General features: G+C 73.5%; 20 protein-coding genes and 1 rRNA gene. 13 read left to right on the forward strand and 8 right to left on the reverse strand.

Translation table 11 applies throughout. The features are described 5' to 3' along the window. Window positions 1-10: 10 nt before the first annotated feature. The 4 genes from rrf (at window position 11) to pnuC (ending at window position 3,269) form a co-directional block, all read left to right on the forward strand. Window positions 11-127: ribosomal RNA gene (gene rrf, locus ACWGO8_RS13500) — 5S ribosomal RNA — on the forward strand. A gap of 92 nt (window positions 128-219) precedes the next feature. Beyond that, the gene (locus ACWGO8_RS13505) at window positions 220-2,130 is read left to right on the forward strand and encodes a thioredoxin domain-containing protein (RefSeq protein ID WP_452043568.1); all 1,911 of its coding nucleotides are present in this window, start codon (window positions 220-222) and stop codon (window positions 2,128-2,130) included. Between the two features lie 69 nt (window positions 2,131-2,199). Further along, entirely contained in the window at window positions 2,200-2,604 is a 405-nt protein-coding gene (locus tag ACWGO8_RS13510) for a DUF3054 domain-containing protein (protein WP_452043569.1), read from the forward strand. Continuing rightward, window positions 2,601-3,269 (forward strand): nicotinamide riboside transporter PnuC, encoded by a 669-nt coding sequence (gene pnuC, locus ACWGO8_RS13515; RefSeq protein WP_452043570.1) that lies wholly within the window; start codon window positions 2,601-2,603, stop codon window positions 3,267-3,269. Before ACWGO8_RS13510 ends, pnuC begins: the two co-directional genes overlap by 4 nt. A gap of 45 nt (window positions 3,270-3,314) precedes the next feature. On the opposite strand, the gene ACWGO8_RS13520 is transcribed toward pnuC, so the two are convergent. Continuing rightward, complete coding sequence (locus tag ACWGO8_RS13520; protein WP_452043571.1) at window positions 3,315-3,647, reverse strand: hypothetical protein; 333 nt, start codon at window positions 3,645-3,647, stop codon at window positions 3,315-3,317. A 198-nt stretch (window positions 3,648-3,845) separates the two neighbouring features. Between ACWGO8_RS13520 and ACWGO8_RS13525 the strand changes: the two genes are divergently transcribed. Both ACWGO8_RS13525 and ACWGO8_RS13530 read left to right on the forward strand, forming a co-directional pair. After that, the gene (locus ACWGO8_RS13525) at window positions 3,846-4,427 is read left to right on the forward strand and encodes an RBBP9/YdeN family alpha/beta hydrolase (RefSeq protein WP_452043572.1); all 582 of its coding nucleotides are present in this window, start codon (window positions 3,846-3,848) and stop codon (window positions 4,425-4,427) included. A gap of 49 nt (window positions 4,428-4,476) precedes the next feature. Continuing rightward, complete coding sequence (locus tag ACWGO8_RS13530) at window positions 4,477-6,078, forward strand: DUF7059 domain-containing protein (protein ID WP_452043573.1); 1,602 nt, start codon at window positions 4,477-4,479, stop codon at window positions 6,076-6,078. A 21-nt stretch (window positions 6,079-6,099) separates the two neighbouring features. Here ACWGO8_RS13530 and ACWGO8_RS13535 read toward each other — a convergent pair whose 3' ends face one another. After that, on the reverse strand, window positions 6,100-6,522 hold the full coding sequence (locus ACWGO8_RS13535) for a DUF1761 domain-containing protein (protein WP_452043574.1): 423 nt from the start codon (window positions 6,520-6,522) through the stop codon (window positions 6,100-6,102). Window positions 6,523-6,659: 137 nt separating this feature from the next. Between ACWGO8_RS13535 and ACWGO8_RS13540 the strand changes: the two genes are divergently transcribed. The 3 genes from ACWGO8_RS13540 to ACWGO8_RS13550 all read left to right on the forward strand — a co-directional run bounded on the left by ACWGO8_RS13540 (window position 6,660) and on the right by ACWGO8_RS13550 (window position 9,585). Then, window positions 6,660-7,601, forward strand: a complete 942-nt coding sequence (locus ACWGO8_RS13540) for a DnaJ domain-containing protein (protein WP_452043575.1) — start codon at window positions 6,660-6,662, stop codon at window positions 7,599-7,601. Between the two features lie 60 nt (window positions 7,602-7,661). Continuing rightward, window positions 7,662-8,936: a M18 family aminopeptidase gene (locus tag ACWGO8_RS13545; protein ID WP_452043576.1), complete on the forward strand. Its 1,275-nt coding sequence runs from the start codon at window positions 7,662-7,664 to the stop codon at window positions 8,934-8,936. 100 nt (window positions 8,937-9,036) lie between these two features. Further along, window positions 9,037-9,585: a rhodanese-like domain-containing protein gene (locus ACWGO8_RS13550; protein ID WP_452043577.1), complete on the forward strand. Its 549-nt coding sequence runs from the start codon at window positions 9,037-9,039 to the stop codon at window positions 9,583-9,585. 48 nt (window positions 9,586-9,633) lie between these two features. Here ACWGO8_RS13550 and ACWGO8_RS13555 read toward each other — a convergent pair whose 3' ends face one another. The 3 genes from ACWGO8_RS13555 to ACWGO8_RS13565 form a co-directional block, all read right to left on the reverse strand. After that, window positions 9,634-10,512, reverse strand: a complete 879-nt coding sequence (locus tag ACWGO8_RS13555) for a sulfurtransferase (protein ID WP_452043578.1) — start codon at window positions 10,510-10,512, stop codon at window positions 9,634-9,636. Window positions 10,513-10,597: 85 nt separating this feature from the next. Next, on the reverse strand, window positions 10,598-10,789 hold the full coding sequence (locus ACWGO8_RS13560; RefSeq protein ID WP_376957584.1) for a hypothetical protein: 192 nt from the start codon (window positions 10,787-10,789) through the stop codon (window positions 10,598-10,600). 106 nt (window positions 10,790-10,895) lie between these two features. Continuing rightward, window positions 10,896-12,272, reverse strand: a complete 1,377-nt coding sequence (locus ACWGO8_RS13565) for an L-serine ammonia-lyase (protein WP_452043579.1) — start codon at window positions 12,270-12,272, stop codon at window positions 10,896-10,898. Between the two features lie 190 nt (window positions 12,273-12,462). On the opposite strand from ACWGO8_RS13565, the gene ACWGO8_RS13570 reads away from it, so the two are divergent. The 4 genes from ACWGO8_RS13570 to ACWGO8_RS13585 all read left to right on the forward strand — a co-directional run bounded on the left by ACWGO8_RS13570 (window position 12,463) and on the right by ACWGO8_RS13585 (window position 15,162). Further along, window positions 12,463-12,699: a helix-turn-helix domain-containing protein gene (locus tag ACWGO8_RS13570; RefSeq protein WP_376957588.1), complete on the forward strand. Its 237-nt coding sequence runs from the start codon at window positions 12,463-12,465 to the stop codon at window positions 12,697-12,699. Continuing rightward, window positions 12,692-13,162, forward strand: coding sequence for a Clp protease N-terminal domain-containing protein (locus ACWGO8_RS13575; protein ID WP_452043580.1), 471 nt, complete (start codon window positions 12,692-12,694; stop codon window positions 13,160-13,162). The genes ACWGO8_RS13570 and ACWGO8_RS13575 overlap by 8 nt, the downstream gene beginning before the upstream one ends. A 150-nt stretch (window positions 13,163-13,312) precedes the next feature. Beyond that, the gene (locus tag ACWGO8_RS13580; protein WP_452043581.1) at window positions 13,313-14,350 is read left to right on the forward strand and encodes an ATP-binding cassette domain-containing protein; all 1,038 of its coding nucleotides are present in this window, start codon (window positions 13,313-13,315) and stop codon (window positions 14,348-14,350) included. Further along, window positions 14,347-15,162, forward strand: coding sequence for an ABC transporter permease (locus ACWGO8_RS13585; RefSeq protein ID WP_452043582.1), 816 nt, complete (start codon window positions 14,347-14,349; stop codon window positions 15,160-15,162). Before ACWGO8_RS13580 ends, ACWGO8_RS13585 begins: the two co-directional genes overlap by 4 nt. 12 nt (window positions 15,163-15,174) lie before the next feature. On the opposite strand, the gene ACWGO8_RS13590 is transcribed toward ACWGO8_RS13585, so the two are convergent. The 3 genes from ACWGO8_RS13590 to ACWGO8_RS13600 all read right to left on the reverse strand — a co-directional run bounded on the left by ACWGO8_RS13590 (window position 15,175) and on the right by ACWGO8_RS13600 (window position 20,130). Continuing rightward, on the reverse strand, window positions 15,175-18,450 hold the full coding sequence (locus ACWGO8_RS13590) for an ATP-binding protein (RefSeq protein ID WP_452043583.1): 3,276 nt from the start codon (window positions 18,448-18,450) through the stop codon (window positions 15,175-15,177). A gap of 67 nt (window positions 18,451-18,517) precedes the next feature. Then, the gene (locus tag ACWGO8_RS13595; protein ID WP_452043584.1) at window positions 18,518-19,309 is read right to left on the reverse strand and encodes an ABC transporter permease; all 792 of its coding nucleotides are present in this window, start codon (window positions 19,307-19,309) and stop codon (window positions 18,518-18,520) included. Continuing rightward, window positions 19,309-20,130, reverse strand: coding sequence for an ABC transporter ATP-binding protein (locus ACWGO8_RS13600; protein WP_452043585.1), 822 nt, complete (start codon window positions 20,128-20,130; stop codon window positions 19,309-19,311). Before ACWGO8_RS13600 ends, ACWGO8_RS13595 begins: the two co-directional genes overlap by 1 nt. Between the last annotated feature and the right edge of the window lies 1 nt (window position 20,131).

Genomic DNA, 20,131 nt, shown 5'->3' on the forward strand with positions numbered 1-20,131 from the left:
GTACCAGAGTTTCGGCGGCCATAGCGCGAGGGAAACGCCCGGACACATTCCGAACCCGGAAGCTAAGACTCGCAGCGCCGATGGTACTGCAGGGGTGACCCTGTGGGAGAGTAGGACACCGCCGGACATTCTTTCGAGAAGAGCCACCCATCGCTGGGTGGCTCTTCTTGGTTTAAGCCCTCTCGGTTCCACCAGTCCGCACCGGCCTAGGCTGGGGGGATGGGGAATCGCTTGGGGGCGTCGCTGAGTCCCTACCTCCGGGCCCATGCCGACAACCCCGTCGACTGGTATCCGTGGGGTGACGAGGCGTTCGCCGCCGCACGCGAGCGCGACGTGCCCGTGCTCGTCTCGATCGGGTACGCGACGTGCCACTGGTGCCACGTCATGGCCCGCGAGAGTTTCAGCGATCCCGCGATCGCTGAGCTGCTCAACTCGCGCTTCGTCGCGATCAAGGTCGACCGCGAGGAGCATCCCGACGTCGATGCGAGCTACCTCGCCGCGGCATCCGCCTTCACGCGCGAGCTGGGCTGGCCGCTCACGGTGTTCGCGACGCCCGAGGGTCGCACGTTCTACGCGGGCACGTACTTCCCTCCGCGATCGGTGCGGGGCGTCCCGTCGTTCGCCGAGGTGCTCGGCGCGGTCGATGAGGCCTGGCGTGATCGACGCGGCGAGTTGCACGAGACCGCCGGAGCGGTCGCCGAGGCGCTGGCCGCGGCATCCGTCGCCTCGACCGCGGGCGAGCTGCCAGGGCCCGCCGAACTCGACGGCGCGGTGGCCTTGCTCGCGGAGGACGAGGACCGGCTGCACGGCGGGTTCGGCACCGCGCCGAAGTTCCCCGTCGCCCCGGTGCTCGGGTTCCTCAGCCAGGCCGGGCCTGAGGGTCGGCGCCTCGCGGAGCGATCCCTGAAGCTCATGGGCGCGTCGCCGCTGCGGGATCCGGTCGAGGGCGGGTTCTTCCGCTACGCGACCCGCGCCGACTGGAGCGACCCGCACTACGAGCGGATGCTCACCGACAACGCGCTGCTGCTCGGCGTCGCCGCGGACCTCGGTCGCGGTGACGGTGCGGCCGCATTCGCGCACCTGTTGGCGAGCGGCGTCGTCGGGTTCCTGACCGAGCGGATGCAGCTGGTCGGCGGCGGCTTCGCGAGCGCGCAGGACTCCGAGAGCTGGATCGACGGGCGGCGCGACGAGGGCGGCTACTACCGGCGCGATGCGACGGGCCGGGCCGGGCTCGAGCCGCCGGCACTCGACGAGAAGGTGCTCACCGGCTGGAACGGCCTCGCGATCGGCGCGCTGGCACGCGCTGGGTTCGTCTTCGATGACGCCGTGGCGATCGCCGCGGCCCGTCGCGCGGCGGACCACCTGCTCGACCGTCACGTGCGCGTGGACGGAACCCTCGTGCGGTCGTCGCTTGACGACGTGGCATCCGACGCCGTCGCGACGCTCGAGGACACCGGCATGCTGGCCGGCGGCCTGCTCGAGCTCGCCGCTGCGACGGGCGAGGTCCGCTACGCCGAGGCCGCTCGTCGTCTCATCGACCGGGCAGCGGATGCCGCAGCAGCCCTCCATGCCGCCGACGGCATGCACGGCCCGAGGGTGCCCTTCGCCGCGCCGTCGGGCGCGGATCCGGTGCTCGCGGCGTACGGCCTGGCGCTGCCGAGCGACCCCGCCGAGGGCGCCACGCCGTCGGGCATCACGGCGTGCGCGGACGCCGCCTGGCGGCTCTACGCGCTCGGCGCTGGCGATCAGTACCTCGATCTCGCCGAGCAGGCGATGCGTTCCGTCGCGGGCATGGCCGTGCGACGTCCGATCGCGTTCGGCGGTGCGCTGGCGGTCATGGCCCGGCTCGCCGCGCCGCTCGTGCAGCTCGTCACGGTCGTGCCCGACGACGATGCAGTGGAGGAGGGGGCGGGCGCACTGCTCCGTGCCGCGACGCGGCGGCACGCGGCATCCGTGGCGGCGATCGTCACCGACTCGCAGGCCCGTGCGTTCGCCGCGGCGGGCTTCGAGCTGTTCGAGGGCCGTACCGCGCAGGACGACGATGCGACGGCGTACCGGTGCCGGTCGTTCGTCTGCGCGTTGCCCGTGCACGAACCGGGCGCGCTCGAGGAGCTCGTCGAGCTGGAGTGACCCGATGAAGCCGCTCGGCACGGTTCGCGAGGGATCCGGGCGGCCCCGAGTCATCCGTACGATGGTCGCATGAGCGATCGCGCAGCAGTCGGCACGGCCTCCGTGGTCGTCGCCCTCGTCGTCGACGCCGTGCTCGTGGTCGTCTTCGCCGTCGTGGGCCGGTCGAGCCACGCCGAGGGCCTCGATGTCGCGGGCGTCTGGGCCACGGCCTGGCCGTTCCTGGCGGGCCTCGGCGTGGGCTGGATCGCGGCGCGGGCGTGGCGGCATCCGCTCGCCGTCTGGCCGACCGGGCTCATCGTCTGGGTGGCCACGCTCGTGGTCGGCATGCTGCTGCGGCTCGTGACCGGCCAGGGCACGGCCGTCGCGTTCATCGTGGTGGCCACGCTCACGCTCGCGGTGCTGCTGCTCGGATGGCGCGCCATCGCATGGGCCGCCACCCGACTCCGCGCGCGCAGCCGGGTCGGTGCCGCATGAACGTCCTCGAGTGGCTCTTCGACGCGCAGCTCGTGATCGGCGGCCAGGTGATCCTGTGGCGCGAGATCATCGGCAACCTCTTCGGCCTCGCCAGCGCGCTCGGCGGGCTGCGCCGGAAGGTGTGGGCGTGGCCGGTCGGCATCATCGGCAACGCGCTGCTGTTCACCGTGTTCCTCGGTGCGGTGTTCCACACGCCGAACCCGGTGAACCTGCTCGGCCAGGCGGCGCGGCAGGTGATGTTCATCGTCGTGTCGATCTACGGCTGGGTGCAGTGGGCGCGGCACCGGCAGGTGAGCGAGTCGGCGGTCGACCCGAAGTGGGCCGGCGCGCGCAACCGCATCATCCTGGCCATCACGCTGGTGGGCGGCACGCTCATCCTCACGCCGATCTTCCGCGCGCTCGGCTCGTTCGAGCCGGTCTGGGCCGACGCCTGGATCTTCATGGGCTCGCTGCTCGCGACCTGGGGCATGGCCAAGGGCTGGACGGAGTTCTGGCTCATCTGGATCGCCGTCGACATCGTCGGCGTGCCGCTGCTGGTCAGCGCGGGCTACTACGCCTCGGCGTTCCTGTACGTGTTCTACGGCGCGTTCACGCTGTTCGGGTTCATCACCTGGATGCGCGTGCAGCGGCGGGCGAAGCTCGCCGAGGGCGTTTCACCGGCCTGACCGGCGGGGTCGACGGCAGGCGGGTGTCACCGGTGGGGTGGAAACTCACCAGGCCGAGGGCACGCGGTCGAGCACCGACCACACGGCCGAGCTGAGCTCGGGGTGGTCGAGCGCGATGTCGCGCAGCAGTTCGAACTCGAATCGGGCCGCGTCGCCGTCGCGCGCGGCCGGGTGGTACGCCCGGGCGCGTGCCGGGCTCCAGCGCTCGGAGTGCAGCCGCTCCTCGCGGAGCGTGGCGACGACCTGCTCGTCGACCGACGGGAGGTCGGGCAGGAACACCCACGGGTCCTCGCCGAGCCGGCACCGCAACTCGATGAGCGCCGACAGCTCGTCGCGGGCGTCCTGTCTCAGGCGCTCCAGCGTCGATGCGTCACTCATGCGCGACCTCCCCTCGCTTCCTCGATCGTAGCCAACGCCACGTCGACCCCTGCAACGCTACGTGGCCCGTGTGACGTCGGGGTTACAGCGCATGAAGGCACGTGTACGCCAGATGACGACGAGATGACGCCGACGCGGCCTCCGCGGCCGACGCCTGCTTGAATGATCCGGCCGGGGAAGTCCGTGAGAGGAGTGCGCGTGGTCGCAGAGGTGCTGATCCTGCACGGGTGGCAGAACCGCCGCCCCGACGGGCACTGGCAGCGGTGGCTGGCCGGCGAGCTCGGGGCGAGCGGGGCGATCGTCCGCTACCCGCAGCTCCCCGAGCCCGACGAGCCCGTGCTCGACGACTGGCTCCGCGCGCTCGACGCCGAGCTCGACGGCACGGTCCCCGACGAGCTCACGGTGGTCGCGCACAGCCTCGGATGCCTGCTCTGGCTCGCGCACGCGGCGCGGCGAGCCGAGCGCGGCGAGGGCGCGCCGCTCGCCCGACGGGTCGTGCTCGTCGCACCTCCCGCGCCCGACATCGTCCGCGGCATTCCCGAGATCGCGGCGTTCGAGCCCACTCTCGATGGTGCGACGCGGGACGCACTCACGGCGACGGCGTGGGAGCGCGTGACGATCGTCGCCGGCACCGAGGACCCGTTCTGTCCCGAGGGCGCCGAGCGCGCGTACGCGATCCCGCTCGACGCCGAGTACGTCGAGGTCGTGGACGGCGGCCACCTCACGATCGACGACGGCTACGGTCCCTTCCCGCTCGTGGGCGACCTCGTCCTGCGCTGACCGTCGCCGCGGAGCTCGGCCCGGCTCGCCGGTGCGATTGAATGGTCCGGTGACCTCCGGCACGGCCCCCATCGACGAGCGCACGATCGACCTGGTGCGCCGGCTCCGCGACGACCTGCGCTCGGCCGGCTTCACCGTCGAGGCGCTCGACGACCTCTGGGGCGCGGATGCCGCGTCCGCCCTGCATCGCGGCGAACGCGTCCCGGCGCGACGCGTGCTCGACGCCCGCCGAGCCGGTCACGACCACGCCGCCGACCTGGCGTCGCTCGCGGAGCTGTTCGTGCTCGGCCTCCCCGTGCCCGAGCCCGAGGCGGCGCACGCCCTGCCGACGCTCGACGTCGACGGGGCCGTCGAGCTCGGGCTGCTCGCACGGGATGCCGCGGCGTCGGCCCGAGCCGAGACGACCGGCGACGGGGCATCCGTTCGCGCCCTGCTCGACCTGCGGCCGTACGCGTTCGTGGACGCGCTCGGCGACGGGCACTGGTGGATCCTCTCGGATCTCGGCGAGGTCGCCCTCGGCCACGAGCTCGGCGAGCAGCACGTGCTCGGCGTGGGCGGCGCGTCGATGACGCTGTCGGGCCTCATGCTCCCCACGCCCGCGCGCACGGTGCTCGACCTCGGCACGGGCTGCGGCATCCAGGCCATGCACGCGAGCCGGTTCGCCGACCGCGTGGTCGCGACCGACATCTCCGAGCGGGCGCTGCACCTCGCGCAGCTGAACGTGGCGCTGAACGGGATCGAGGGCGTGGAGTTCCGCCTCGGGAGCCTCTTCGAGCCCGTCGCGGGGGAGCGGTTCGATCGCATCGTGTCGAACCCGCCGTTCGTGATCACGCCGCGCGTGCCGGGCGTGCCCGAGTACGAGTACCGCGACGGCGGCATGGTCGGCGACGGCATCGTCGAGGCCGTGATGCGCGGTGCGGCGGAGCACCTCGAGCACGGCGGCATCGCCCAGCTGCTCGGCAACTGGGAGGTGCGCGACGACGAGGACGGCCTCGATCGCGTGCGCGGCTGGACGGGCCACCTCGAGCACTGGATCGTCGAGCGCGAGGTGCAGCGCGCCGCCGAGTACGCGGAGACCTGGATCCGCGATGGCGGCACGCGCCCCGGGACCGCCTCCTTCGATCGGCTCTACGACGCCTGGCTCGACGACTTCGAGCGTCGCGGCGTGCGCGAGGTCGGCTTCGGCTACGTGCTGCTGCGCCGTCCGGCCGAGGAGACGGCGCCCCGACTCGCGCGCGTGGAGCGGCTGCACGGGCCGCTCGGCTCGGGCGGGGACGCCGGCGGCCTCGGCGCACACCTCGCCGCGTGCCTCGACGCGCACGATCGGCAGGCGCGGCTCGACGACGGGGCGCTCGCCGCGCTCCGGCTCACCGTCGCAGGAGACGTCACGGAGGAGCGCCACCACTGGCCCGGCGACGAGCATCCCACGGCCATGCTGCTGCGGCAGGGCGGCGGGTTCGGGCGTGTGCTGAGCCTCGACACCGGGCTCGCGGCGCTCGTCGGCGCGTGCGACGGCGAGCTGCCCGTGTCCGTCATCGTCGCGGCGATCGCCGACCTCCTCGAGGTGGACGCCGACGCCCTCGGCGCCGACCTGCTGCCCGCGGTGCGGGCGCTGGTCGACGATGGGATGCTGCTGCTGCCGACCGAGTGAGGGCCGGCCCGCGGCATCCGCTCAGACCGTGCCGGCCGGCGGCCAGACCCCGATGATGAGCGCCATGATCACGACCGTGACGAGCTCGTGCGCGATGTTGAGGATCGTGAGCCCCGCGGGACGACCTTCGAACGCGTCGTGCGTGATGAAGCGCGCGGCGGTGAAGCCGGCCCAGAGCAGCACGCCGGTCAGCAGGGCGATGCCCAGGTAGCTTCCACCGAGCGCCGTCCACGCCACCTGCGTCGCGATCGCGAGCACCCACGCGCTGATGAAGCTCACGACGAGCGTCGTGAGGATCGGGATGGCGGCGTTCCGGTCGCCCGGATCGACCTTCGCGACGCGCATCCAGTAGTTGCCGAAGACCTTGGGCGTGTACCAGACCGACCCGACGACCATGGTCGAGAGCGTCGCCAGGGCGACGGCCCAGTAGTTGACGTCGAGCATGGCGGTGCCTCCCCCCGCGGCCCGGACCGGGCCTGTCCGGAGTCTATCGGCGGCGCCCACCGCGGCCGGGCCGCCGGGTCACGGCGTTCCCCGAGCCGTCGGCGGTATCCTCGGTTCGCACGTCCGAAAGCGAGCCCATGGCCGAAAGCCCCCTCTCCGAGTCCCCGTACGAGGTGCTCGGCGTGTCCGCCGACGCGGATGCCGCCGCGCTGCGCCTCGCGTACCGCCGGGCCCTGCGCACCGCCCACCCCGACACGGGCGGCGACGCCACGCGCTTCCACGCCGTGCAGCACGCATGGGTGCTCATCGGCACGCCCGAGGCCCGGGCGGCGTTCGACCGCGGCGTGAGGAACGGATCGGGCGGTCCGAGCGCCTCGACCCGCGAGGCGTGGGCGCCGGCCGCGCCGAAGCGGCCGCGCGACTCGCGCCCGCTCGCGCGCTCGTACGGGCACCCGGGCGGTCTCACCCGCGAGCGCTACCTCGACCGCATCCGGGAGTGGGTCGGCCGCGGCGTCGAGGTGCCCGATCCCTACGATCCGACGCTCGTGAGCCGTGCGCCCCGCGAGATCCGGCACATCCTCGCCGACGCCCTCGTCGAGGAGTCGACCGCCCGGTCGCTCTCGACGCTGGGCATCGCCTACACGATCTGGCACGACGTCGCGACGGATGCCGCGGGCCCCGGATTCCCGCCGAAGCTCGACCACCTCGTGCTCGGCCCCACGGGCCTGTTCGCGATCCAGTCCGAGGACTGGGGCGGACCCGTCGCACTGAAGCGCGGCGAGCTCGTGGGCGAGGCGCTCGCCGGCGAACGGCCCTTCCGCGCCCTCGCGGCGCGCGCCAAGGCGATCGGCCGGGCGGCGCGAGTGAAGCCGACGGCGCTCGTGATCGTGGTGCCCGATGAGTACGCGGCCGAGCCGCTCGCGCTCGGCGGCAGCATCCGCGGCGCCGCGGTGGCGCTCGTGCGCAGCTCGCGGCTGGCGAGCGCCGTGCGCGAGGGCATCCCCGGCTCCGCGCACCTCGGCGGCACCGAGGTCATGGAGGTGCGCTCGCGGCTGCAGGCGGTCGTGCGGTTCGCGTAGTCCCCGGACGGACAGGTCCGGGCGGACGAGCGGCCCCGCGGCATCCGGCATCATGGGAGGATGCCCGACCTCGACCGTGACGCCCACCTCGCCGACTTCGCCGAATTCATCGTCGACTCGCCCTCGTCGTACCACGCCGCCGTTGCGGTGGCCGCGCGACTCGAGGCCGCCGGGTTCGAGCGGCTCGACGAGCGCGAGGAGTGGCCGACCAGGCCCGGCAAGCGCGTAGTGGTGCGCGACGGCGCGGTCATCGCCTGGGTGCAGCCGGATGCCGCGAGCCCGACGACCCCGTTCCGGATCCTCGGCGCGCACACCGACTCGCCAGGCTTCAAGCTCAAGCCGGGCATGTCCACGAGCGCGGAGGGCCTGCTTCAGGCGGGCGTCGAGATCTACGGCGGCCCGCTGCTCAACTCGTGGCTCGACCGCGAGCTCGAGCTCGCCGGCCGGCTCGTCACGGCCGACGGCGTCGAGCACCTCGTGCGCACGGGGCCGCTGCTGCGCATCCCGCAGCTCGCGATCCACCTCGACCGCGAGGTGAACAAGGCCCTCACCCTCGACAAGCAGCGGCACATGCAGCCCATCTGGGGCGCCGGAGCCGGGCAGGACGTCGTCGCGCACCTCGCCGCCGTCGCGGGCGTCAATCCCGACGACGTGGTCGGGCACGACGTGCTCGTCGCCGACACCGCGGTGCCCGCCCGGTTCGGGCTCGACGACGTGCTGTTCGCCGCGGGCCGCATGGACAACCTCGCTTCCGTGCACGCGGGCCTCGTGGCCCTGCTCGCCGCGCCCGCGAGCACGGGGCACGTGAGCGTGCTGGCCGCATTCGACCACGAGGAGATCGGCTCGGAGTCGCGCTCGGGCGCGAGCGGGCCGTTCCTCGAGGACGTGCTCACGCGCATCGCCGCGGGCCTGGGCGCCGACGCCACCGACCGCCGCCGCGGGTTCGCCGACTCGTGGCTGCTCTCGTCGGACACCGGTCACGCCGTGCACCCGAACTACCCCGAGCGCCATGACCCCGGCAACCGCCCGGTGCTCGGCGGCGGACCGCTGCTGAAGCTCAACGCCAACCAGCGGTACGCGACCGACGGCGTGGGCTCGGCGCTCTGGGCGCGCGCGTGCCGGCAGGCGGGCGTCTCGACGCAGCCGTTCGTGTCGAACAACCAGGTCCCCTGCGGCACGACGATCGGCCCGCTGTCGGCGACCCGGCTCGGGATCCGCACGGTGGACGTCGGCGCGCCGCTGCTCTCGATGCACTCGGCCCGCGAGCTCGCGCACGTCGACGACCTCGTCGCGCTCGCCGAGGCGGTGACGGCGTTCTTCGCGCCCGAGGACTGATCCGCCGGCCCGGCTCGGCTCCGGCACGCTGGCCGGATCTCGCGGCACGACGGCGCGAATTGACGGGCCGGGCGGCGCGTGGCGGTGCGAGGGTGGTCGCATGACCGAGACGACCGCCCCCGCCGCATCCGCCCTGTTCGAGCACGTCGCGACGCGCGACGAGGCGATCGCCCACTTCCGCGGCCGCCTCGCGGTCGAGGCCGACGTGTCGGATGTCGCGGCCGCCCTCGCGGAGCCCGAGCCCGGGTTCGTGCTCGTCGACACCCGCAGCGACGAGTCGTGGGCGCAGGGGCACGTGCCGGGCGCGCTGCACCTGCCGCGGCGCCGGATCGAGGAGCTCGCTCCCGAGCTGGTCCCGGCCGGCACGCCCGTGGTCGTCTACTGCTGGGGTCCCGCCTGCAACGGCGCCACGCGTGCGGCACTGGAGTTCGCGCTGCTCGGCCACCCGGTGAAGGAGATGATCGGCGGCTTCGAGTACTGGGTGCGCGAGGGGTTCGCGTTCGACACGGCCGACGGGGCCGCGCAGCTGCCCGCCGACGCGCTGACGAACGTCGCGCCCGACGGGTTCGGCGCGTCGTCGGCGTCCGGTGCGCGCGGCGAGCTCCTGACCGGCGACGCGATCGCCGCGGGCATCACCTGCGCCTGCTGAGGGCGCGCCGTCCACGACGGACGACGCGCCGCCGGCGCGAGCCTCGGCTCAGGCGAGGATGACGAGCGGCGCGGCGGGGTCGGCCGTCCACTCGTCGAGCGACCCGTCGTAGATGGCGACATCGGGATGCCCCGCGCGTCGGAGTGCGAACCCGGTGCCGGCCGCCGCGATGCCGGCGCCGCAGTACACGACGACGCGCGCTGCGCCGCCCTCGGTCGCCGCGGCGAGCCGCGCGTCGAGCTCCGCGCCCTGCAGCAGCGTGCGGGTCTCGCGGTCGACGACGCTGCCCACGGGCACGTTGACGCTGCCGGGGATGTGGCCGCGACGGGCGCGCCGCCCGGTCTCGCCGCGGAAGTCGCTCGGCGGCAGCGCGCAGACGAGCGCGGCATCCGCCTCGCCGGCGACGATGCGCTGCACCTCGGGCCCGTCGGCCCAGAAGCCCTCGCGCGGCGTGAGCCTGAGCGCGCCGGCCTCGCGCGGCGCCTCGAAGCCGGTCTCGACGTCGCGGCCCTCGGCGCGCCAGCGGGCGAGGCCGCCGTCGAGCAGTGCCACCCGCTCCACCCCCGCCGAGACGAGGAGCCACCAGAGCCGGGCGGCCCACTGGCCGATCGAGGAGTCGTAGACGACGACGGCCATGCCGTCGTCGATGCCGAGGTCGCGGGCCGCCCGCTCGAGTCGCGCCGGCTCGGGTCGGGTGAAGGAGTACGGTCCGTCGGGGTCGGAGAGCTCCTCGAGCAGGTCGCCGAACACCGCGCCCGGGATGTGGCCCTCGATGAGGTACTCGTCGAGGCCGCTCAGCCAACGGAAGCCGGCCGCCGTCTCGGTGCCGAGCACGCTCGCGTCGACGACCACGAGCCCCGGATCGCCCAGGTGGGCGGCGAGCCAGTCGGTGGAGACGAGGTCGGACGGGAGGTCGAGTGCCGGCATGCCGACACGCTAGTCCGACGGTCGATACGACGTGGCGGATGCCGCAACAGGCCGTAACCCGCCGGCGCGGCGGCGCGGCGGCGCGTCAGCGCAGCATCCCCCGCCGGCTCTCGAGCCAGAGCGTGTGCTCGCGCAGCCCGTTCCGCACGGCGGACTTGATGATGAGGTAGCCGATCCAGAGCATGAGGGCGAGGATCGCGAGGTAGACCACCAGGCCGATGACGAGGCCGATGAGGCCGGCGCTGGTGACGAGGTCGGAGACGTCAGGGGTGTCCATCAGCACAGGTTGCCAGACGCGCGCGTCGGCGCGCGACCGTCCCGATCGGGGGACACCACCGGGCGACGGTGCCGACGGGACGCCGGGCGGGGCCGGCGTCTCGGGTTCAGCACTCGATGACGTTCACCGCGAGGCCGCCCTCGCTCGTCTCCTTGTACTTCGTCATCATGTCGAGGCCGGTCTGGCGCATGGTCTCGATCACCGTGTCGAGCGACACGAGGTGCGTGCCGTCGCCGTGCAGCGCGAGCCGGGCCGCCGACACCGCGGTCGACGACGCGATGGCGTTGCGCTCGATGCAGGGGACCTGCACGAGGCCCGCGACGGGATCGCAGGTCAGTCCGAGGTGGTGCTCCATCGCGATCTCGGCGGCGTTCTCGATCTGGCGCGGCGTGCCGCCGAGCACGGCGCACAGGGCCCCGGCGGCCATGGCGCAGGCGGAGCCGACCTCGGCCTGGCATCCGCCCTCGGCGCCCGAGATCGACGCGTTCTTCTTCACCAGGCTCGCGATCGCCGCGGCGGTGAGCAGGTAGCGGCGGATGCCCGCGGCATCCGCGCCCGGCACGAAGCGCAGGTAGTAGTGGCCGACGGCCGGGATGATGCCCGCCGCGCCGTTCGTGGGCGCGGTGACGACGCGGCCGCCGGACGCGTTCTCCTCGTTCACGGCGAGGGCGAAGGCGTGCAGCCACTCGGTCGAGGTGTCGCGCAGATGTTCGTCGCGGTCGTACTCCTCGAGGCGCCGGCGCACCTCGGGCGCGCGCCGCTTCACGCCGAGTCCGCCGGGCAGCGTGCCCTCGGTGGCGAGTCCGTGCTCGACGCACTGGGCCATCGCGGCCCAGATCGCGTCGAGTCCGGCGTCGATGCCCTCGGCGCCGTGCACGGCGACCTCGTTGTGCCGCGCGACGTCGCAGAACGAGACGCCGTGCTCGTCGCAGAGGTCGAGCAGCTCGGCCGCGTTCGAGTAGGGCAGCGGATGCCGCAGTGCCTCGGACTGCTCGGGCGCGTCGCCCTCGCGGCGGATGAAGCCGCCGCCGACCGAGTAGTACGTCTCCTCGGCGAGCGGGAGCGCGTCGTCCTCGCCCCAGGCCTGCAGCGTCATCGCGTTGGGGTGTCCGGGGAGGCGGGTGCGCGGTTCGAGGCTGAGGTCGTTGCGCGTCATGGTGATGGCGTGCGTACCGGCCACGCGCACCTCGGCGCCCTCGTCGCCGAGCCGCGTCCAGGCGCCGCGCACGTCGTCGGGGTCGCAGTCGTCGGGCTTCAGGCCGGCGAGCCCCGCGACGACCGCGTCGGGCGTGCCGTGGCCGAGCCCGGTGGCGCCGAGCGAGCCGTAGAGCGAGCAGGTGATGCGCGTCACACGGGGGAGGATGCCGTCGTCGGCGAGCCGCTCGGCGAACGCTCGCGCCGCCCGCATCGGGCCGACGGTGTGCGAACTCGAGGGGCCGATCCCGATCGAGAAGAGATCGAGGGCTGAGACGAACGCTGTCACCCCTCAAGGCTACGTCGCAGCACGCGCACGCATCCGTCGTCGGATCGAAAGAATCGTGCGCCGAGGGCCGGTTCGTCGCGGAACCACGCGAAGTGGGGCGCTGCGTGCTCACATGAGCAGTCCTCGACGATTGCTGGTGCGATACGCAACCGAGGTTGACAAACGCGCGGAAGCAACCTAGGTTGCCTGTATGGCCCCGATCTCACCACCGCCCATCGGCGGGCTCGCCGATGAACTCGCCGCCGTCGTCGCGCTGCGGGAGCATGCCGACCGGCTCGAGGACGCCGCGGTCGAGCGCGCCCTGCGCGACGGCTGGAGCTGGAGCGAGATCGCCGAGGCGCTCGGCGTGACGCGGCAGGCCGTCCACAAGAAGCACATCCGCCGGCTCGACGGGGCCGGCATCGACCTGAGGAGGCGTCGTGGCTGAGCAGGACTTCGCGCACGTCGCGCGGCGCACGATCGTCCGGGCGGTCGAGGAGGCGACGGACGCCGGCGCTCCCGCCGTCGAGGCGGAGCACCTGCTGCTCGCGATCGCGTCCGAGCCCGAGCAGGTCGGCCCCGTGCTCGACGAGTTCGGGCTCGACCGTGCCGCAGTCGTCTCGATGCTCGCGGTGGAACGCGAGCGTTCGCTCGCGACCGCCGGGATCGGCTCCGTCGACCGGGGCCGACTCGCCGCGACCCCGAGGCGCACGCGTCCCGGGTGGGGCACGTCGGCGCGGGAGGCGATCGTGCGGGGGAGCCGGCTCGGCCGCCGGGATCGACAGCGCACGAGCGAGGCCGACCTGCTCACCGGCATCCTGCAGGCCGAGCTCGGCACGGTGCCGCGGGCGTTCGCCTTCGCGGGCGTCGACCGAGCGGCGGTCGTCGCCCGGTTGCGGGAGCGCGCCTGAGCGCCGAGCGCTGATCGGCGAGCGCTGATTCCGGCTCGGCCTGCGGCGGGCCCGGCGGAGCCGTGCGCTCGGGCGCGCCCGACCTCCCGCGACAGCGCACGACAGCACCGTGACAGCCGCATGCAAGCGGCAGTGAGGAGCATCGAGGACATGGACACCACCACCACACGACCCGGCACCGCGCCGGCGACGGCCTGGGCCGTCGAGGTCGACGGCCTCGTGAAGTCGTTCGGCACGAACCGCGCCGTCGACGGCGTCGACCTGCGCGTCGAGACGGGCACCGTCTACGGCGTGCTCGGCCCGAACGGCGCCGGCAAGACCACCACCATCTCCATGCTCGCGACGCTCCTCCGGCCTGACGCCGGCAGCGCCCGGATCTTCGGGCACGACGTCGTCCGCGAGCCGCAGGTCGTCCGTCAGCTCATCGGCGTGACGGGCCAGTACGCCTCGGTCGACGAGACGATGACCGCGACCGAGAACCTCGTACTCTTCGCGCGGCTGCTCGGCGTCGGCCGCACCGCCGCGAAGCGCAAGGCCGCCGAGCTGCTCGAGGAGTTCGGGCTGACCGAGGCGGCGAAGCGCCCGCTCGCGCAGTTCTCGGGCGGCATGCGCCGCCGGCTCGACCTCGCCGCGAGCCTCATCTCGCAACCGCCGCTGATCTTCCTCGACGAGCCGACGACGGGCCTGGACCCGCGGACTCGCGCGCAGATGTGGGACACGATCCGCCGCCTCGTCGCCACGGGCTCGACCGTGCTGCTCACGACGCAGTACCTCGACGAGGCCGACCAGCTGGCCGACCGGATCGCGGTCATCGACCGCGGTCGCGTCGTCGCCGAGGGCACCTCCGACGAGCTGAAGTCGTCGGTCGGGCGCTCGAGCCTGCAGCTCCGGCTCGACGACCCGCGCGACGTCGAGGACGCGATCCTCGCGGTCGAGCGCGTGCTCGGGGCCCGCCCGACCGCCTCGCCCGAGGGCGCGCACCTCTCCGCGCCGATGCAGGACCCCGACCGGGTGACCGACCTGCTCCTCACGCTGCGCGACGCGGGCATCCACCTCACCGAGCTCAGCGTGCAGAAGCCGACGCTCGACGAGGTGTTCCTCACCCTCACGGGCCATGGGGTCGAGGCGGACGACGCCGACGCCGAGGCATCCGACACCGACCGCCGACTCGAAGGGAGCCGCGCATGACCACCGCGACCATCGTGCCGGGCGCCGAGCGCGTCCTGCCCAACCGGGTCGGCCTCGGCCAGACCCTCGCCAACTCGTTCAGCATGGCGTGGCGCGGCCTGATCCGGATGTACCGGCGTCCAGAGCAGCTCATCGACGTGACGCTGCAGCCGATCATCTTCACGGTGATGTTCACCTACATCTTCGGCGGCGCCATCTCGGGCGACCCGATGGCCTACCTGCCGTTCTTCCTGCCGGGCATCCTGGTGCAGACGGTCATCACGACCTCGGTCGTGACCGGCACCCAGTTGCGCGAGGACATGGACAAGGGCGTGTTCGACCGGTTCCGCACGCTGCCGATCGCGCGGATCTCGCCACTCGCGGGTGCGCTCCTCGCCGACACGCTGCGGTACGCGATCGCGACGACGATCACGTTCGTGACGGGCTATCTCATGGGCTACCGGCCCGAGGGCGGCTTCGGCGGCGTGCTCACGGCCTCGCTCCTCGTCATCGTGTGCGCGTGGGCGCTGAGCTGGATCTTCGCCTTCCTCGGCGTGATCGCGCGGTCGGCGTCGGCGGTGCAGGGCATCTCGTTCCTCGTGCTGTTCCCGCTCACGTTCCTCTCGAACGCGTACGTGCCCGAGAAGACGATGCCCGAGTGGCTGCAGTGGTTCGTGCAGGTCAACCCGGTGACGCACCTCGTGAACGCCGCGCGCGGGCTCACGATGGGCACCGACGCGACGGGCGACATCTGGGTCACGCTGCTCGGCGCCGCGGCCGTCGTGGTCGTGTTCGCGCCGCTCACGGTGCGCGCCTACATGCGCAAGGCGTAGCCGGCCGGCCGCTCAGGCCGACGCAGCCGACGGGACGGGCGCCGCGACGAGGTCGCGGGCTCGTTCCGTGCGTTCGGCGGCGGTCATCGCGGCGACGCGGCCGCGCACCTCGGCGAGTCGCTCGGCGCCCACGATCGCCTCCACCTCGACCGCGAGGTCGACGAGGCGCAAGGCGGGCAGGTCCTGCCGGGCGCGCAGCGCCTCCGCGAGCGCGAACAGTTCGAGCGCACGGTCGGCGAGGTCGGGTCGACGGATGCCCCAGGCGCTCCATCCGGCTGCGACCGTGCCCAGCACGGGCCGGTCGGTGTAGCCGGGCCGGGCGCGGAGCAGCCCCGACGCGCGACGCCGCAGGGACTCCGCCCACGACGCGACCGTCTCGGCGGGCCATCCCTCGCGAGCGCCTCCGGCCACGAGCGTCGCGAGCGTGAGCAGGTACCAGGGCGACGACCGCGAGCTCGGGTCGCGGAAGCCCTCGACCACTCGGCATCCGAGGGCGAACGCCGTGGCCTGGTCGCCCTCGATGCGGGCGAGCTCGGCGAGCCCGAGCTCGGCGACCTGCGCGAGCTCGAGGCCGTCGAGCATGGCGCGGTCGTCGTCGCGCAGCGCCTCGAGCCGCGCACGCGCCTCGTCGTTGCGGCCGGCGGCGACGAGGCCGCCCGCGGTCATCCACTCGAGCTGGAGCAGGTCCTGCTCGGCGTCGAGGGCGAGGAGGCCGCGCTCCGCCCGGACCGCCCAGTCGAGCGCCTCCTCGGGCCGTCCGCCCTGGCTCGCGAGCTGGGCGAGCAGCAGGGCGCAGAGCGCCGAGATCCACACGTCGCCGACCGACGTCGCGATCTCGTACGCGCGAATCGCGTACCGTCGCGCCTCCTCGGGTCGGCTGTCGTTCTCCTCGAACTGGGCCATCATCACGTTGCCGAGCATCGCGGTCGACGGGTCGTCCGACGAGACCATCGCGCCGAGCCGGGCGGTCGCGGCCTCTGCGTCGGGCGTGCCGAGCAGCACCTCGCTGAGCTCGGCGAGCCATCGCGGCAGGGGGAGGTGCTCGCCGGCGAGTACACGCAGCCGCGCGGCGGCGCGCAGGCCGGTCATCGTGAGCATCGCGAGGTTCGTGCCGGCGATGATGGCGAGCGAGAGCGTCGCGGGCTCGGCGAGCTCCGGCGCCGGGTGGTAGCCCCGTGTCGCCTCGAGCACGGCGTCGCTGAACCCGACGATCTCGGAGTGCCGGCTGCGCGCCGTCCAGTAGTAGGCGAGCGGACCGAACACCGCGAAGACCGTGGCGCCGCCACGACGTCGGATGCCGCGTCGGAGCACCGCCACGAGGTTGTCCTGCTCGACCGTGAGCGCGGCGATGCCCTCGAGCTGGCGGGGGCTCGTCGCCTCGAGGTAGCGCTCGCGCGCGAATCCGGCGGCCCAGCGGTCGATCTCGTCGAGGGCGTCCTCGCGGGCGGCGTCGTCCTGCTCGGCCTGCCCGAACTCGCGGACGGTCTCGAGCATCCGATAGCGCGGCCGCCCGAGCCGGTCCTCGCCGACGACGAGCAGCGACTGGTCGATGAGGCCCTCGAGCACGTCGAGCGCGTCGGCCGTGCCGAGCACCGACTCGGCGGCCTCGAGTCCGAAGCCGTCGACGAACCAGGCGAGTCGCGGCAGTGCCGCGCGCTCGGCCGGTGCGAGCAGCGCCCAACTCCACGCGATGACGGCGCGCAGCGTGCGCTGGCGCTCGGGTGCGGCACGGTCGCCGCCCGTGAGCAGTGCGAAGCGGTTCTCGAGCCGGGCCTCGATCTGCTCGACCGAGAGCGAGCGCACGCGCGCGGCGGCGAGCTCGATCGCGAGCGGGAGGCCGTCGAGCCGCTCGCAGAGCCGCGCGATCGGCGCGAGCGGGAGCGTGGCGCCGGGTCGGGCCGCCCGGGCGCGCTCGAGGAAGAGCAGCACGGCGGGTCCGGGATCGTTCGCCGACCCCGACTCGCCGACGTCGCCCGCCGACAGGGGCTCGAGCGCGTACACCTGCTCCGCGGCGATCGCGAGCGGGCTCCGACTGGTCGCGAGCACGCGCAGGCGGGGCACGGCGGCGAGCAGCTCGGCGGTCCAGTCGGCGGCGCCCTCGACGACGTGCTCGCAGTTGTCGAGCACGAGGAGTGTCGGGCGCTCGCCGAGGCGGTCGACCAGGCGCGCCTGCATGTCGGGGCGCTGCGCCCGGTCGGCCAGGCGGGCCGACGTGCTCGCCTCGCGGATGCCGAGGGTCGACGCGAGCGCGAGCACCACGTCGTCGTCGCTGCGGACGCTCGCGAGCTCGACCACCACGACGACGGGCGCGTCCGATCGCCCGGCGACCTCCTGCGCGAGCCGCGTCTTGCCGAGGCCGCCGGCGCCGAGGATCGTCACGAGGCGGTGCTCGCCGAGCAGGCCCTCGACCCAGGCGACGTCGGCGTCGCGGCCGATGAGCGCGTTCGGCGCGGCGCGCACGCCGATGCGCACCCGGGTGTCGCGCGCGGGCTGCGCCATCGCCGGGGGCTGCGCTGCTGCCTCGTGCTCGCGGAGCAGCTCGGCGTTCAGGGCCACGAGCTGGGGACCGGGCGAGATCCCGAGCTCGTCCCGGAGCGATGTGCGGACGGCCGCGAACGCCGCCAGGGCGTCGGCGCGGCGACCCGCGGCCGCGAGCGCCCGCAGCCAGGTCACGTGCAGGTGCTCGTCGAGCGGATGCCCCGCCACGAGCGGTTCGAGCTCGGCGACCGCGCCCTCGGGGTCTCCCGCATCGAGCAGGCACCGGGCGCGCAGCTCGCGCAGTCCGAGCCGGAGGGCGGCTGCGGCATCCGCGAGCTCTCGACCGACCGGGGCGTCGCCGAGGTCGACGCCGGGCTCGCCGCGCCACAGCGCCAGGGCATCGTCGAGCGTCGTCACCGCTTCGCGCGGCTCGCCCGCGGCGGCGGAGCGGGCGGCGCGACGGCCGAGCTCGTGTGCCAGCGCGACGTCGGTCTCGAGCATCCCGACGTCGAGCGCGTACCCGCCCGGACGGGACGCGATGAGCCCGTCGGCGCTCGCCGAGCGCAGGCGCGAGACGAGCGTCTGCAGCGCGGCCTTGGCGTGCCGCGGTCGGTCGTCCTCGTCCCAGACGCCCTCGGCGATCGCCTCGACGCCGCGCGTGCGGCCGGCTCCCGCGCCGTTCGGCTCGGCCAGCGTGACGAGCAGCGCCTTCGCGAGCACGCCGGTCGGCTCCGCGAGCGCGCCCGAGCGATCCTCGACGAGCACGGGGCCGAGGAGCGCGACCCGGATGCCCCGGCTGTCGGTCAGCACGCCGATGAGCCTACCCGCCGGAGGGCGGGCAGGCTCATCAGGTCGCGCCGTGGGACGCGGCATCCGATCAGGAGATCTTGCGGCGGTAGGCGAGCATCGCGAAGCCGTAGGCCACCACGAGGATGCCGACGAGCCAGGCGAGCGCGATCCAGATGTCCGAGCCCACCGGCTGGCCGGTGAACAGGGCGCGGATGGCGTCGACGATCGCCGTGACCGGCTGGTACTCCGCGAAGACGCGGACCGGGCCGGGCATGCTCTCGGTGGGCACGAACGCGGAGCTGATGAACGGCAGGAAGATGAGCGGGTACGAGAACGCGCTCGCGCCGTCGACCGACTTCGCGGTGAGGCCCGGGATCACGGCGAGCCAGGTGAGGGCCAGGGTGAACAGCACCATGATCCCCGCCACGGCGAGCCAGGCCAGCAGGTCGGCGCCCGTGCGGAAGCCCATGATGAACGCGACGCCGACGACGATCGCGAGCGACACGAGGTTCGCGACGAGCGAGGTCAGCACGTGCGCCCACAGTACGCTCGAACGGGCGATCGGCATCGACTGGAACCGCTCGAAGATGCCGCCCTGCATGTCCAGGAACAGCCGGTAGGCCGTGTAGGACACACCTGAGGCGACCGTGATGAGCAGGATGCCGGGCAGCAGGTAGTCCACGTACTGCGTGTCCGAGCCCGTGTCGATCGCGCCGCCGAAGACGAACACGAACAGCAGCATGAAGGCGATCGGCATGATCGCGGTCGTGATGATCGTGTCGAGGCTGCGGGTGATGTGGCGCAGGGATCGGCCGGTGAGCACGGCGGTGTCGCCGAGGAAGTGCGTGGTCGTGGTCATCGTTCCGGTTGCGGTGGTCATCATCGGTCCTTTCGAGTCGTGGCGGTGGTGGCCGCGTCGGCGTCGGCGGTGCCGTCGTCGCCGACGAGGGTGAGGAAGATCTCCTCGAGGGTGGGCTGCTTCTCGACGTACTCGACCTTCGCCGGCGGCAGCAGGCCCTTGAGCTCTGCGAGCGTGCCGTTCACGAGGATGCGGCCCTGGTGCAGGATCGCGATCCGGTCGGCGAGGTGCTCGGCCTCGTCGAGGTACTGCGTCGTGAGCAGCACCGTGGTGCCGTTCGCGGCGAGCTCCTTGACGGACTGCCACACCTCGATGCGCGCCTGCGGGTCGAGCCCCGTCGTGGGCTCGTCGAGGAAGATGATCGGCGGGTTGCCGATCAGGCTCATCGCGATGTCGAGGCGTCGGCGCATGCCGCCCGAGTACTCGGCCACCTTGCGGTTGCCCGCCTCGGTGAGCGAGAAGCGCGCGAGCAGGTCGTCGGCGATGCGGCCGGGACCGGGGAGGTGCCGAAGCTGCGCGACGAGCACCAGGTTCTCGCGGCCGGTGAGGACCTCGTCGACCGCGGCGAACTGCCCGGTCAGGCTGATCGAGGCGCGGACCTCCGCGCCCTTCGCCGCGACGTCGAAGCCGTTCACGCTGGCCGAGCCGGCGTCGGCGCGGAGGAGTGTGGACAGGATCTTCACGACGGTGGTCTTGCCGGCCCCGTTGGAGCCGAGGAGGGCGAAGATGCTGCCGCGGGCGACGTCGAAGTCGACGCCGCGCAGCACCTGCAGGTCCTTCGCGTAGGACTTCTCCAGGCCCTGCACGCGGATCGCGGGTGCCTGGGTCGGTTCGGTGGTCATC

This window comes from Agromyces sp. NPDC055661 (genome assembly GCF_053618135.1).